The following is a 13,020-nucleotide window of genomic DNA, read 5'->3' on the forward strand; positions in this document are numbered from 1 at the left end:
CCGGGCCGGCGGGGGAGGGGGCGCCGACCGGCGGCTCATGGCTGGTCTTCGAGGTCGACGACGGGGCCGGCGGGGCGTGGCCCTGCGGGGGACTCACCTTGGAGGGCGAGGCCATCGGCGGGGCGGGGGAGCGGGCGATACTGCTCTGCCATCGGCTGTTTGGCAGCCTGGAAGCCGCCGTTGGCTTGCTGCTGGCGCGCGGGGACGGCTGGTTGGCGCCCTGGCTCGCCCCCCAGCAGGTTCTGCTGGCCGGCACCGCAGCCGAAGAGGCCATCGTGCGCTCGATCGCCGGCCGTTTCGCCGAGGCCGGCCTGCGCGTTGGTGCCGACCTGGGGGCCGAGTCCCTGGGCGTCAAGCGGGCCCGCGCCCGGGCTTTGGGCATCCCGGTGGTCGCCAGCCTTGGCCCGCGCGAGGCGTTCAGCAAGACCGTGACCCTATCTTGGCCCGATGACCGCAAGGAAACCCTTTATATCGAGGCCGCCTTGGCCCGCTTAAGCGCCTTCTGCGCGGTGCCCGCCCCACCCGGGCGGAGCAGGGCTCCGGCCGCATGACCCGCCTCGCCCGCCGGCTTCATCCGCCGGCGGGCGATCGACGGCTCTTGACGATTTTCGCCTGGCAGTGCATGTTTTTGCCGATTTAGGCAAAAACAGGAGACACCATGGGCCCGCTTTCCAATGATGAACGCCGCGCCGCGGTTCTCGAGCGCCTGCGCGCCGAGGGTCGGGTTGGCGTGGCGGATTTGGCGCAGGTGTTTTCCACCTCGGAAGACAGCATCCGCCGCGACCTGCGCGATATGGCCGCGGCCGGACTGCTGCGCCGGGTCCATGGCGGCGCCATCCCGGTTTCCCCCGCCCAGGGCGATTTCGGCGAGCGCGCCCGACGTGACGGCCCGGCCAAGGACGCCCTGGGCCGGGCGGCGGCGGCGCTGATCGGCGGCGGACAAACCGTGCTGATCGATGGCGGAACGACGCTGCTGGCCGTCGCCCGGGCCATCCCCGGCGGGCTGGGGGTGACGATCATCACCAGCGCTCCGGCGATCGGCCTTGAACTTGTCGATCGTCCGGGGCTCGAGGTGATCGTGCTGGGCGGGCGGCTTGACCGGGCGACGCGCACGGTCAGCGGCGCGGCGGTGGTCGAGGCGGTGGGGCGGATCAACGCCGATCTCTGCCTGCTTGGCATCTGTGGCCTTGAGGCCGGGGCGGGGGTCAGCGCCAGCGATTACGAGGAGGCCCAGGTTAAGCGGGCGATGGTCGCGGCCTCGCGCCAAGTGGTCGCCGTTACCACCGCCGACAAGCTGGGAACGGCCGCCCCCCATTGGGTTTGCCCGGCCGGGCGCCTGGACAAGATCGTGATGGACGGGGTCGGCGACGAGGCGGCGATCGAGGCGCTCGCCTTGCAAGGTGTTGATATGGTGAGGATATGATGGATCAAAGGACCGCCCTGGGGGAAGCCCAGGGGCGTCGGGCGCGCGGAGCGGTTGGCGTGTTGTTTCTGACCAACGGCATGGCCTTGGGCCTGTGGTCGGCGCTGATTCCCGGGGTCAAGCAGGGGTTGGCGCTGTCGGATGGCCGCTTGGGCATCGCCTTGCTGGCGATGGCGATCGGCGCCCTGGTGGCCATGCCGCTGACCGGCGTTCTCGTCGCCCGCTTCGGCAGCGCCATGGTCGGCCGCTGCGCCGCCCTGGTGTTCTTCGCCGTTTTGCCGCTGCCGGTGATCGCGCCGTCGTTGCCGCTGCTGGTCGCGGCGCTGATCGTGCTGGGCGGGGCCAATGGCGTGCTTGATGTGGCGATGAACGCCCATGGGGTGCTGGTCGAGGGGCGGCTGGGCCGGCCGGTGATGTCGTCGTTCCATGGCATGTTCAGCCTGGGCGGACTGATCGGCGCCGGGGTTGGCGGCGGCTTGCTGGTTTGGGCGGGCGGGCCGGCCCTGGCTTTGGGGCTGGCCTGCGTCGCCGCCCTGGCGGTGCTTGCCGGCTGGGGCCGGTTGCTGCCCGCCAGCGCCGATATCGGCAGCCATGCGGGGGCGGGCTTCGCCCTGCCGCGCCGGGGCACCCTGGTGCTCGGCCTGCTGGCCTTCGCCGTGCTGATGAGCGAGGGCGCCATGCTTGACTGGAGCGCCGTTCATCTGCGCGAGAGCCTGGGCGCCGGAGCGGCCTTGGGCGGGGCCGGTTATGCGGCGTTTTCGGCGGCGATGGCCGTCGGCCGTTTTTCGGGCGACGCCCTGCGCCGGCGTCTGGGCTCGGTGGTTCTGACCCGGGGCGGCGGAGTGATCGCCGCCGTCGGTTTGGGGGCGGGGCTGATGGTCGGCACGCCCGGGGCGATGATCGCCGGCTTCGCCTGCGCCGGCATCGGCTTTGCCAATATGGTGCCGGTTCTGTTCGGCGCCGCCGGCCGGGTGCCCGGGGCGGCGCCGGCCACCTCGATCACCGCCGTCGCCACCCTGGGCTATGCCGGCTTCCTGGTCGGGCCGCCGCTGATCGGCGCCGTGGCCGAGGCGACCCGCCTGGGGCAGGCCCTGGGGCTGGCCGTGCTGGCCGGTCTGCTGGTCGCCCTCGCCGCCGGGGTCACCCGGGTCGCCGATGGCCACGGCAAAGGCGCTTAGAGCTGCGTGCGTGACATCTGGTACCGGAACGCAGCTCTAACCCACTGATATTGAAGCAAATCGTCGTCGCACTCTGGAACAGAGTGCTCGGGATTTGCTCTAATCGAGGTCCATCAGCCCGCGGGCGAAGTCCCGCGCGCTGAAGGGGCGCAGATCATCGATGCCTTCGCCGATGCCGACGTAATGGACGGGCAGGCCGAATTTATCGGCAAGCGCCACCACCACGCCGCCCTTGGCCGTGCCGTCGAGCTTGGTCATCACCAGTCCCGAGACATCGGTCATCTCCTGGAAGACCTTGACCTGCTGGTGGGCGTTTTGGCCGACGGTGGCGTCGAGGACCTGGAGACAGGTATGGGGAACCGCCGGATCGATCTTGCGCAGCACGCGCACGACCTTTTTCAGTTCCTCCATCAGCTCGGTCTTGTTGTGCAAGCGGCCGGCGGTATCGATCAGCAGCACGTCGTAGCCCTCGGCCCGCGCCTTTTGCAGGGCGTCGAAAGCGAGGCCGGCGGAATCGGCGCCGGTGTCGCGGGCGATCACCTCGCAGCCGGTGCGATCCCCCCAGATGCGCAGTTGTTCGACGGCGGCGGCGCGGAAGGTGTCGCCGGCGGCCAGCAGCACCCTTTTGTTCTCGTGCACCAACTGGTTGGCGATCTTGCCGATCGTCGTGGTCTTGCCCGAGCCGTTGACGCCGACCACCAGGACGACATGGGGCTTGAGCGACCCGTCGATTTCGAGCGGCCGGGCGACAGGGCCGAGGATGGTGGCGATCTCGTCGGCGAAATGGCCGCGAATCTCTTCGCCGGTCACGTTCTTGCCAAAGCGTTCCTTGGCCAGCGAGCGCGTCAGCTTGCCCGCGGTCTCGACGCCGATATCGGCGGTGATCAGCAGGTCTTCCAGATCCTCGAGCGCCTGATCATCGAGCTTGCGCTCGCTGACCAGCCCCATGATGCCGCCAACCAGCTTGCCCGAGGTCCGCGACAGACCGCCGCGCAGCCGGGCGAAGAAGCTGACCTTGACCGGCTCGGCCACTGGTTCTGGAAGAACCTCCGGCCAGAACTCGGGGATGGCTTCGGGAACGACCGGCGGCGCCGCCTCGGGCGTGATCTGCGGGGCGATGACCTCGGGCAGGCTCTCGGGAACGAGGGCCTCGGGCGCGGTCGCCGGCGGCGGGGCGGTGGGTGGCACCGGCGGCGGCGGAGCCGGCTTGGGAATGGACGGCTTGGCGACGGGCGGCTTGGCGGCGGGCGGCGGAACCGCGACCGGCTTGGGCTCGGGCTTGGCGCTCGGCACGACGACCGGCTTGGGCGGCGTCGGCCTCGCCTCGGGCCGGGGCTTGGCCAGCGGCGGCGGGGCGCTGAGCGGGCGCTTGGGCGTGGTGGGGGGCGCGGCGGCGGGCGGGGCGAGGGCGGCGAGTTCGGCCTGCTCGGCGGCGGCCAGTTCGGCTTCGGCCACATCGAACGACACCGGGCCGACGATGGTCCAGAAAAGCGTGCTCCAGAAGCCCCGCTTCTTATGGGCGAGCGGGTCGATGCGACGGCGGGGCCGGCTTTCGAGGGACGTCGGGACCGCCACGGCGGTGCCCTTCTTCTTCCGCTGATTGGCGCTGTGCTCGCTCACGAAACGGCTTCTCCGATCAGATGGCCACCCTCACCGGCGCGCAGCCGGACGGGCACGATGCTGCCCGGCGTCAGGGCCGGGTCCACGCTCACGGGGACAAAGGTCTCGCCATGGCCTTCGCCAGGGCGTTCGATCAAAACATGGTCGATGCCGCCGACCAGCACGGCGCGGTGGGCGGCCAGGGCCGCTTCGCCGGCCTCGCGCAGGCGCCGCGCCCGGTCCTTGACCACGGCCTTGTCGACCTGGGGCATCAGCGCCGCCGGGGTTCCCGGGCGCGGGCTATAGGGGAACACATGCAGATGGGTCAGCCCGGCCTCCTCGACCAGGGCCAGGGATTGGGCGAAGTGCTCTTCGGTTTCGGTGGGGAAGCCGACGATGATATCGGCGCCCAGCGCCATCCCGGGGCGCAGCGTCCGCAGGCGCTGGGCGAGGGCGATGACGTCGTCGCGCAGGTGGCGGCGCTTCATGCGCTTGAGGATCAGATCGGCGCCGGCCTGAACCGAGAGATGAAGATGGGCGAGCAGCCGGGGCTCGCTGGCCACCAGGGCCAGCAGATCCTCGTCGACCTCGACCGGATCAAGGCTCGACAGCCGCAGGCGGGGCAGGTCCGGCACGGCGCGCAGCAGGCGGCGCACCATCTGACCCAGGCTTGGCGCCCCGGGCAGATCGGGACCATAGGCGGTGATGTCGACCCCGGTTAGCACCACTTCCCGATAGCCGGCCGCGACCAGGGCGCGGATCTGGTCGACGATGCGGCCCATCGGCACGCTGCGGCTGTTGCCGCGGGCGAAGGGGATGATGCAGAAGGTGCAGCGGTGGTCGCAGCCCTGCTGAACCTGAACGAAGGCGCGGGCCCGTCCCTCGAAGCCGCCGACCAGATGCAGCGCGGTTTCGCGCACGGTCATGATGTCGTCGACCAGGATCTTTTCCGGGGCGCCCAGGTCAAGTCCGCCGGCCAGCGGCCGATAGCTTTCCGCCTTCAGCTTTTCCTCGTTGCCCAGCACCTGATCGACCTCGGGCATCGCCCCCCAGCCTTTCGGGTCAAGCTGGGCGCCGCAGCCGGTGACGATCAGCCGGGTTTCCGGATTCTCGCGGCGCAGGCGGCGGATGGTCTGGCGGGCCTGACGCTCGGCCTCGCGGGTGACGGCGCAGGTATTGACGATGATGGCATCGCTCAGCCCGGCCTTGGCCGCCTGTTCGCGCATCACCTCGGATTCATAGGTATTGAGACGGCAGCCGAAAGTGACGATGCGCGGACCGCCGGGGCTGGCGTTATCGTCGATCGCATCGGCCGTCGGCGGCGCGAGGGGAGTGGCGGTCATGCCCAGGCTCCTTCGTCCAGGACCCCCGAATAGGCCAGGGTGGCACTGCCGGTCATCAGCACATGGCCGTCGCTTTCGCGCCAGACGATGCCAAGCGTGCCGCCATCGAGAACGACCTCGGCGGTGCGGCCGGCGATCAAGCCGCGCCGCATGGCGGCCACGGCGCTGGCGCAGGCGCCGGTGCCGCAGGCTCGGGTGATGCCGACGCCGCGTTCCCATACCCGCATGCGCAAACGGCCATCGGCGCGGAGGTGAACGGCTTCGACATTGGTGCGATTGGGGAACAGGCCATGGTGCTCGATCAGCGGACCCCAGGTGGCGAGGTCGATGGCGTCGGCGTCGTCAACGAAGAACACCGCATGGGGATTGCCCATCGATACGGCGCAGGGGTCGCTCAACGGGCCGACGCTCAGCTCGATGTGGAGGGTATCGGCCGCCCCGGCCAGCGGGATCTCTTGCCAGGTCAGACGGGCCGGGCCCATGTCGACCTCGATCAACTCGCCACTGGCCCGGCGGGCTTCGACCATGCCGCCCAGGGTTTCGATCAGAACGCTTTCGGCTTCGCGTTCCTCAAGCAGCAGGCGGCCGACGCAGCGCGAGGCGTTGCCACAGCTTTCGACGATTTCGCCATCGGCGTTGCGCAGGCCCATGAAGGCGACGCCGCCACCACGCGCCGGTTCGATGGTGACGAACTGATCGCAGCCCACCCCCGAATGCCGGTCGGCCAAGGCGCGGACGCGCTCGGGCGTCAGGTCGAGCGGACGGGTCCGGGCGTCGATCACGATAAAATCGTTGCCCAGGCCGTGCATTTTCAGGAAATGGGTGCCACGTATGCTCATGATCGCGACTTATAGGCGTGGCTCGAAACGGAGTCCAGCGGAACACCCGATTCCGGGATCAAACTGTGATGAAGTCGGGTACTGCCTAACGCGCAATCCTTGATCCGCGCCCGCCAAGCTTGGTGGCGACGGCCCTGAAAGCTGGCTTCGACTGTCCGATTCAGCGCTTTTGCGGTTTTGGGGGCGGTCGGAGCGTTTGCCGATCATCTCCCCTGCGCCGCCAAGGCCGGGTTTTTCTTGACTCGGCTTGTTGTGGGTTCTAGACAGTGAGCCACCGGAGTCCCGTTTACGGGGCGGCCGGGATTCTTTGTCATCCGTTTCGGTTGACGGCCAATGCCTCCAAGGAGGTCCGCCAGTCCGCGAGCATCGCGCACTGGCGATACTGTCGTTTGGCCGAATGCCGGAGCGGAAGGGCGACACCTTTGGGAAACGGGGCGGGGACCATGTTCGACGGACTGTCGGGTCGCTTGGGCGACGTTCTCGATAAACTGCGCAGACGGGGTTCCCTTTCGGAAGCCGACGTCGATGCCGCCATGCGCGAAGTGCGCGTCGCCCTTCTCGAGGCCGACGTCGCCCTAGCCGTGGTCAAGCAGTTCGTTGCCCAGGTCAAGGAACAGGCCATCGGCCAAGAGGTCATCCGCTCGGTCACCCCCGGGCAGATGGTGGTCAAGCTCGTTCACGACGCCCTGGTCGACATGCTGTCGGGCGAGGGTGGGGTCGAGGCCGAGCCCGATCCGATGTCGCTGGGCATCGATATCGCCCATACCCCGCCGGTGCCGATCCTGATGGTCGGCCTGCAGGGGTCGGGCAAGACCACCACCTCGGCCAAGATCGCCCTGCGCATCACCAAGCGCGAGCGCAAGAAGGTGCTGATGGCCTCGCTCGACGTTTACCGTCCGGCCGCCCAGCGCCAGCTCGCCATCCTTGGCGAACAGACCGGGGTCGACACCCTGGAAGTGGTGATGGGCCAGAAGCCCGTCGAGATCGCCCGCCGCGCCATGCAGGCGGCCCGCGTCGGCGGCTACGACGTGGTCATCCTCGATACCGCCGGCCGGCTGCATATCGACGAAGTGCTGATGACCGAGGTCGCCGAGGTGCGCGCCCTGGTCAATCCCCACGAGGTGCTGCTGGTCACCGACGCCATGACCGGCCAGGACGCCGTCAACGTCGCCCAGGAATTCAACGAAAAGGTCGGCGTGACCGGCATCGTGCTGACCCGGGTCGATGGCGACAGCCGCGGCGGCGCGGCCTTGTCGATGCGGGCGGTGACCGGCGTGCCGATCAAATTGATGGGCATGGGCGAGAAGATGGACGCCCTTGAGGCGTTCCACGCCCAGCGCATCGCCGGACGCATTCTGGGCATGGGCGACGTCGTCGCCCTGGTCGAGAAGGCGGCCGAGACCATCGAGATGGATCAGGCCGAACGCGTCGCCAAGCGGATGATGGAAGGCAAGTTCGACCTTGAGGACATGCTGGCCCAGATCCGTCAGATCAAGAAGATGGGCGACATGAAGGGCCTGCTCGGCATGATGCCCGGCATCAGCAAGATGCAGCGCCAGATGGCCGAATCGAAGATCGACGACAACATGATGAAGCGCCAGGAGGCGATCATCTTGTCGATGACGATCAAGGAGCGTCGCAACCCCGATCTGGTCAAGGCCTCGCGCAAGAAGCGCATCGCCGATGGCTCGGGCTCGAACGTTCCCGAGGTCAATAAGCTTCTGAAGCAGCACCAGCAGATGGCGGTGGTGATGAAGAAGATGAAAAAGATGGGTGGCAAGAAGGGTCTGATGGGCCTGCTTGGCGGCATGGGCGGCGGTGGCGAGGGCGACGCGCCCGATCTGTCGGCGCTTGGCGGCGCCGGCGGCGGCCTGCCCCCCGGCTTTCCCGGTCTCGGCGGTCCGCGCGGCGGGCTGCCCCCAGGTTTTCCCGGTCGGTTCTCCGGGAAGAAGAAGTAGTCGGATAGCGCCCAGGCGGCGCTCCGGCGTGACTATCGTTTTTTCGAGTTGATCAGGAACTTAGGAGTAAGCAAGACCATGTCCCTGCGAATTCGGCTTGCCCGCGGCGGCGCCAAGAAGCGCCCCTTCTACCGCATCGTGGTGGCGGATTCCCGCTCGCCGCGTGATGGTCGCTTCATCGAGAAGCTGGGCACCTTCGATCCGATGCTGCCGCGTGACCACGAGCGCCGCGTCGTTCTCAAGGACGAGCGCGTGAAGTACTGGCTGGGCGTTGGCGCCCTGCCGTCCGATCGCGTCGCCCGGTTCCTTGGCCTGTCCGGCCTGACCGAGGCCCGCAAGGTCCCCGAGCAGACCAAGCAGGCCCAGCCCAAGGCCAAGGCCCAGGAGCGTCTGCGCGAGGCCGAGGAAAAGGCCCGTGCCGCCGCCGAAGCCGCGGCGAGCGCCGAAGGCTGATGTCTTTTGGGGTTGTCCGTCCGCTCGCTTTCGGGCCGCGGACCCCTTGCCTCTCCCTGGCCGGTTTGATGGCCGGTAACGGGATGGGCCGGCCAAGCGGCCGGCAACAGGAACGGTGGCGATGACGGAGCGTCTGCTCGTGGGCGTGATCGTGGGATCCCATGGCGTACGGGGTCTCGTTCGGGTGAAAAGCTTCACCCAGGACGAGATGGCCCTGTGCGACTACGGCCCGCTGTCCGACGAGACCGGGACGCGCCGCTTCGCCGTGGAAGTCCGAAATCAGGCGAAAGGCGTTGTCATTTGCCAGATTCCGGGGGTTTCCGACCGAACCGCCGCCGACGCGCTGAAGGGGACGCGGCTGTTTCTTGATCGCGCCGCCTTGCCCGCCGACGCGCTGGAGGAGGACGAATACTACCACGCCGATCTGATCGGACTGCCCGTCGACCTTGTGGACGGCGGCCGGCTTGGGGTGGTGCATTCGGTTCACGACTTCGGCGCCGGCGATATGCTGGAAGTGACCCTGGCCCAGGGGCGCCGCTCGGTTTTGCTGCCTTTCACCAAGGCGGTGGTTCCGCTGGTCGACGTCAAGGCCGGACGGCTGGTCGCCGATCCGCCGCTGGGTCTTCTTGACGACACCCGTCCGCCCGCAGGGGTCGAGGGCGAGGTCGAGGAAGATCCGGGTGTGGGGATCGATGAGGATGGGGACGGCAAGGGGGGCGCGTCATGAGTTTGCGCGCCGTCGTTCTGACCCTGTTTCCCGAGATGTTTCCCGGACCGCTTGGTCATTCCATCGCCGGCAAGGCCTTGGAAACCGGCGCTTGGAGCATCGAGGCCGTCGATATCCGGTCGTTTGCCACCGACCGTCACCATACGGTGGACGACAGTCCCTTTGGCGGTGGCGCCGGCATGGTCATGCGTCCCGACGTGGTGGATGCGGCGATCGCCGCATCCTGGCCGGGCGATGGTCCGCTGGTCTATCTGACCCCGCGGGGCCGGGTGCTTGATCAGGCCCTGGTGCGCGAGTTGGCGCAGGCCCCGTCGTTGACCCTGCTGTGCGGACGCTATGAGGGCGTCGATCAGCGGGTGCTTGACGAACGGGGGATGCTGGAGATCAGCATCGGCGACTATGTCCTGTCCGGTGGAGAGGCGGCCGCCCAGGTCCTGCTTGACGCGGTGGTGCGGCTGCTTCCGGGAGTCGTCGGCAAGACGGAATCCCTTGAAGACGAGAGTTTCGAGCGGGGACTCCTCGAGTATCCCCATTATACGCGGCCCGCCGAATGGCGGGGCCGCACGGTACCCGAGGTTCTGACCTCGGGCCACCATCAGAAGGTTTCCGACTGGCGACAGGCCCGGTCGGAGGAGATCACCCAGACGCGGCGGCCGGACCTGTGGGCCCGCTATGTCGCCGCGCGGACTTCCCTTGATAGAGGATGCGGACAATGAACATTATCGAGCAGTTCGAGAAGGAGCAGATCGAGAAGCTCCTGGAACAGCGGGGCGTGCCCCAGTTTTCCCCGGGCGACACCCTTCGCGTTCACGTGAAGGTTATCGAAGGCAACCGTCAGCGCGTTCAGGTCTACGAAGGCGTCTGCATCGCCCGGCGCAATGCCGCGCTGAACTCGTCCTTCACCGTGCGCAAGATCTCGTTTGGCGAAGGCGTTGAGCGTATTTTCCCGCTCTATGCCCCGACCATCGACCGCATCGAAGTGGTGCGTCGCGGTAAGGTCCGTCGCGCGAAGCTGTACTACCTGCGTGGCCGTCAGGGCCGTTCGGCGCGTATCATCGAGGATACGACGGCGACCCAGCAGGCTTTGGCCGTCGAGCGCGAGATCAGCCAGGAGCGCAAGGCTTCGGGCAAGGACCAGGCCAGCAAGCCCGAGGTCCGGCCCCAGGGCAAGAAGCCCGCGCCCAAGCCCAAGGCCAAGAAGTAAGCCTTCGGGTTGCGACGGTCGTCCGCCCTCCTGCTGTCGCCGGGGTTTTCCCGGCGGCAGCCCCGGCGGGGACTGACCGCCTTTCCGTCTTGGATTTATGCGAACAGCCGAGCCTTTATTTGGAGCGTCGATGCATGGGTAAGCCCAAAACCCTGTTCAACAAGATCTGGCAAAGCCATCTCGTGGACGTGCAGGATGATGGGACCTGCCTGATTTACATCGATCGCCATCTGGTTCACGAAGTGACCAGCCCCCAGGCTTTCGAAGGCCTGCGGATGACCGGACGCAAGGTGCGCCGGCCCGAGCAGACCCTGGCGGTGGCCGATCATAACGTGCCCACCACCGATCGCTCCAAGGGCATCGCCGACGAGGAAAGCCGCATCCAGGTCGAGGCTTTGGGCAGCAATACCGCCGAATTCGGCGTGCCCTATCTGGAAATGGACGATATCCGCCAGGGCATCGTTCATATCGTCGGTCCCGAACAGGGCTTTACCCTGCCGGGGGCGACCATCGTCTGCGGCGATTCCCATACCTCGACCCATGGCGCCTTCGGCGCTTTGGCCTTCGGGATCGGCACCAGCGAGGTCGAACACGTTCTGGCCACCCAGACGCTGCTGCAGAAGCCGGCCAAGGACATGCTGGTGCGCATCGACGGGGCCTTGCGCCCGGGCGTGAGCGCCAAGGACATCGTGCTCGCCGTGATCGGCCGCATCGGCACCGCCGGCGGCACCGGCCATGTGATCGAATTCGCCGGCGAGGCGATCCGCGGCCTGTCGATGGAAGGCCGGATGACGGTCTGCAATATGACCATCGAAGGCGGCGCCCGCGCCGGGTTGATCGCCCCTGACGAGGTGACCTTCGAGTATCTGAAGGGGCGGCCCTTCGCCCCCAAGGGCGCGGCCTGGGAAGCGGCGATTTCCTATTGGAAGACGCTGAAGACCGACGAGGGCGCGGTCTATGACACGGTTATCGAGATGGATGCCGGCGCGATCGAGCCGCAGGTGACCTGGGGGACCAGCCCGGAGAACGTGGTGGCGCTGTCGGGCCGGGTGCCCGATCCCGCCGCCGAGGCCGATCCTGGCCGCCGCGCCGCCATTGAGCGCGCCCTGGCCTATATGGATCTCAAGCCCGGCATGCCGATGACCGAGGTCGCCATCGACAAGGTGTTCATCGGCTCGTGCACCAATGGCCGCATCGAAGACCTGCGCGCCGCCGCCGCCATCGCCAAGGGCCGCAAGGTGGCCGCCACCGTCAACGCCATCGTCGTTCCGGGATCGGGTCTGGTCAAGGAACAGGCCGAATCCGAAGGTCTGGACCAGATCTTCCTGGAGGCCGGCTTTGAATGGCGCGAGCCGGGCTGCTCGATGTGTCTGGCGATGAACGCCGACAAGTTGGCGCCGGGCGAGCGCTGTGCCTCGACCTCGAACCGCAATTTCGAAGGCCGCCAGGGCAAGGGGGGGCGGACCCATCTGGTCAGTCCGGCCGTCGCTGTCGCCTCGGCGATCACCGGCAAGCTGACCGACGCCCAATCCCTGGCCCCCTCGCTGGGGTGACGGCTCCCCCCTGTCACGGGGGGGATCGGCCAGGGCGGCGGGCTTTGATGCGAGATGAGATGAGGGTTTGAGTGATGGAAAAATTCACCGTGCTGACCGGGATCGCGGCGCCTTTGCCGATGATCAATATCGATACCGACATGATCATTCCCAAGCAGTTCCTGAAGACCATCAAGCGGACGGGCCTGGGCAAGAACCTGTTTGACGAGATGCGGTTTCTGGAAGACGGCGCCGAGAACCCGGATTTCATTCTGAACAAGGCCGCTTGGCGCAAGGCGACCATCCTGGTGACCGGGGCCAATTTCGGCTGCGGCAGCTCGCGCGAACATGCCCCCTGGGCCCTGCTCGATTTCGGCATCCGCTGCGTCATCGCCCCCAGCTTCGCCGATATCTTTTTCAACAACTGCTTCAAGAACGGCATCCTGCCCATCGCCCTGCCGCAGGTCGAGATCGACAAGCTGCTCGACGACGCCGGGCGCGGCTCCAACGCCACGCTGACGGTCGATCTGGAAAATCAGGTGATCCGCGGCCCCGATGGCGGCCAGATCGCCTTCGAGATCGACGCCTTCCGCAAGCATTGTCTGCTCAACGGTCTGGACGATATCGGCCTGACCTTGCAGAAGGGCGACAAGATCGACGATTTCGAGCGGACGCGGGCGATGAGTTCGCCCTGGCTGCCGATCGCCAAAGCCGTCTGATCCGTTCAAGGGGCGCGCCGCCGGGTGCGCCCTTTTTCATACCGT

Annotated in this window: 13 protein-coding genes; 10 read left to right on the top strand and 3 right to left on the bottom strand. The window is 67.6% G+C overall.

Annotated elements, in window-relative coordinates; all coding sequences use genetic code 11:
- Positions 1–275: 275 nt before the first annotated feature.
- The 3 genes from RRU_RS20205 to RRU_RS06180 all read left to right on the top strand — a co-directional run bounded on the left by RRU_RS20205 (position 276) and on the right by RRU_RS06180 (position 2,601).
- The gene (locus RRU_RS20205) at positions 276–551 is read left to right on the top strand and encodes a His/Gly/Thr/Pro-type tRNA ligase C-terminal domain-containing protein (protein ID WP_376783121.1); all 276 of its coding nucleotides are present in this window, start codon (positions 276–278) and stop codon (positions 549–551) included.
- A gap of 107 nt (positions 552–658) precedes the next feature.
- Entirely contained in the window at positions 659–1,423 is a 765-nt protein-coding gene (locus RRU_RS06175; protein WP_011388934.1) for a DeoR/GlpR family DNA-binding transcription regulator, read from the top strand.
- Positions 1,420–2,601, top strand: a complete 1,182-nt coding sequence (locus RRU_RS06180; protein ID WP_011388935.1) for an MFS transporter — start codon at positions 1,420–1,422, stop codon at positions 2,599–2,601. Before RRU_RS06175 ends, RRU_RS06180 begins: the two co-directional genes overlap by 4 nt.
- 99 nt (positions 2,602–2,700) lie before the next feature.
- On the opposite strand, the gene ftsY is transcribed toward RRU_RS06180, so the two are convergent.
- From ftsY to dapF, 3 genes are read right to left on the bottom strand one after another with little or no spacing between them, the layout of a single operon-like run.
- On the bottom strand, positions 2,701–4,221 hold the full coding sequence (gene ftsY / locus RRU_RS06185; RefSeq protein ID WP_011388936.1) for a signal recognition particle-docking protein FtsY: 1,521 nt from the start codon (positions 4,219–4,221) through the stop codon (positions 2,701–2,703).
- Positions 4,218–5,543 carry a tRNA (N(6)-L-threonylcarbamoyladenosine(37)-C(2))-methylthiotransferase MtaB gene (gene mtaB / locus RRU_RS06190; protein WP_011388937.1) on the bottom strand — a complete coding sequence of 442 codons (1,326 nt, stop codon included), beginning with the start codon at positions 5,541–5,543 and terminating at the stop codon, positions 4,218–4,220. The genes ftsY and mtaB overlap by 4 nt, the downstream gene beginning before the upstream one ends.
- Complete coding sequence (dapF, locus tag RRU_RS06195; RefSeq protein ID WP_011388938.1) at positions 5,540–6,382, bottom strand: diaminopimelate epimerase; 843 nt, start codon at positions 6,380–6,382, stop codon at positions 5,540–5,542. Before dapF ends, mtaB begins: the two co-directional genes overlap by 4 nt.
- Before the next feature lie 443 nt (positions 6,383–6,825).
- Here dapF and ffh point away from each other — a divergent pair, with 443 nt between their 5' ends.
- From ffh to leuD, 7 genes are all read left to right on the top strand, one after another.
- On the top strand, positions 6,826–8,340 hold the full coding sequence (gene ffh / locus RRU_RS06200) for a signal recognition particle protein (RefSeq protein WP_011388939.1): 1,515 nt from the start codon (positions 6,826–6,828) through the stop codon (positions 8,338–8,340).
- A gap of 78 nt (positions 8,341–8,418) precedes the next feature.
- Positions 8,419–8,793, top strand: a complete 375-nt coding sequence (gene rpsP, locus RRU_RS06205; protein ID WP_011388940.1) for a 30S ribosomal protein S16 — start codon at positions 8,419–8,421, stop codon at positions 8,791–8,793.
- Positions 8,794–8,914: 121 nt separating this feature from the next.
- The gene (gene rimM / locus RRU_RS06210) at positions 8,915–9,520 is read left to right on the top strand and encodes a ribosome maturation factor RimM (protein WP_011388941.1); all 606 of its coding nucleotides are present in this window, start codon (positions 8,915–8,917) and stop codon (positions 9,518–9,520) included.
- Positions 9,517–10,236: a tRNA (guanosine(37)-N1)-methyltransferase TrmD gene (gene trmD / locus RRU_RS06215; RefSeq protein WP_011388942.1), complete on the top strand. Its 720-nt coding sequence runs from the start codon at positions 9,517–9,519 to the stop codon at positions 10,234–10,236. The genes rimM and trmD overlap by 4 nt, the downstream gene beginning before the upstream one ends.
- A complete protein-coding gene (gene rplS, locus RRU_RS06220) occupies positions 10,233–10,724 on the top strand; it encodes a 50S ribosomal protein L19 (RefSeq protein WP_011388943.1) in 492 nt (163 codons plus the stop codon). Before trmD ends, rplS begins: the two co-directional genes overlap by 4 nt.
- 134 nt (positions 10,725–10,858) lie before the next feature.
- Positions 10,859–12,277: a 3-isopropylmalate dehydratase large subunit gene (leuC, locus tag RRU_RS06225; protein WP_011388944.1), complete on the top strand. Its 1,419-nt coding sequence runs from the start codon at positions 10,859–10,861 to the stop codon at positions 12,275–12,277.
- Positions 12,278–12,351: 74 nt separating this feature from the next.
- Complete coding sequence (leuD, locus tag RRU_RS06230) at positions 12,352–12,975, top strand: 3-isopropylmalate dehydratase small subunit (protein WP_011388945.1); 624 nt, start codon at positions 12,352–12,354, stop codon at positions 12,973–12,975.
- Positions 12,976–13,020 lie beyond the last annotated feature (45 nt).

The sequence above is a fragment of the Rhodospirillum rubrum ATCC 11170 genome, from assembly GCF_000013085.1.
Classification (GTDB): Bacteria; Pseudomonadota; Alphaproteobacteria; order Rhodospirillales; family Rhodospirillaceae; genus Rhodospirillum; species Rhodospirillum rubrum.

Excerpts from the sequence above, each read along its gene's own strand:
- rplS (WP_011388943.1), top strand. The coding sequence starts at position 10,233 with ATGAACATTATCGAGCAGTTCGAGAAGGAGCAGATCGAGAAGCTCCTG.
- rimM (WP_011388941.1), top strand. The coding sequence starts at position 8,915 with ATGACGGAGCGTCTGCTCGTGGGCGTGATCGTGGGATCCCATGGCGTA.
- trmD (WP_011388942.1), top strand. The coding sequence starts at position 9,517 with ATGAGTTTGCGCGCCGTCGTTCTGACCCTGTTTCCCGAGATGTTTCCC.
- rpsP (WP_011388940.1), top strand. The coding sequence starts at position 8,419 with ATGTCCCTGCGAATTCGGCTTGCCCGCGGCGGCGCCAAGAAGCGCCCC.
- ffh (WP_011388939.1), top strand. The coding sequence starts at position 6,826 with ATGTTCGACGGACTGTCGGGTCGCTTGGGCGACGTTCTCGATAAACTG.
- RRU_RS06180 (WP_011388935.1), top strand. The coding sequence starts at position 1,420 with ATGATGGATCAAAGGACCGCCCTGGGGGAAGCCCAGGGGCGTCGGGCG.
- dapF (WP_011388938.1), bottom strand. The coding sequence starts at position 6,382 with ATGAGCATACGTGGCACCCATTTCCTGAAAATGCACGGCCTGGGCAAC.
- RRU_RS06175 (WP_011388934.1), top strand. The coding sequence starts at position 659 with ATGGGCCCGCTTTCCAATGATGAACGCCGCGCCGCGGTTCTCGAGCGC.
- leuC (WP_011388944.1), top strand. The coding sequence starts at position 10,859 with ATGGGTAAGCCCAAAACCCTGTTCAACAAGATCTGGCAAAGCCATCTC.
- mtaB (WP_011388937.1), bottom strand. The coding sequence starts at position 5,543 with ATGACCGCCACTCCCCTCGCGCCGCCGACGGCCGATGCGATCGACGAT.
- leuD (WP_011388945.1), top strand. The coding sequence starts at position 12,352 with ATGGAAAAATTCACCGTGCTGACCGGGATCGCGGCGCCTTTGCCGATG.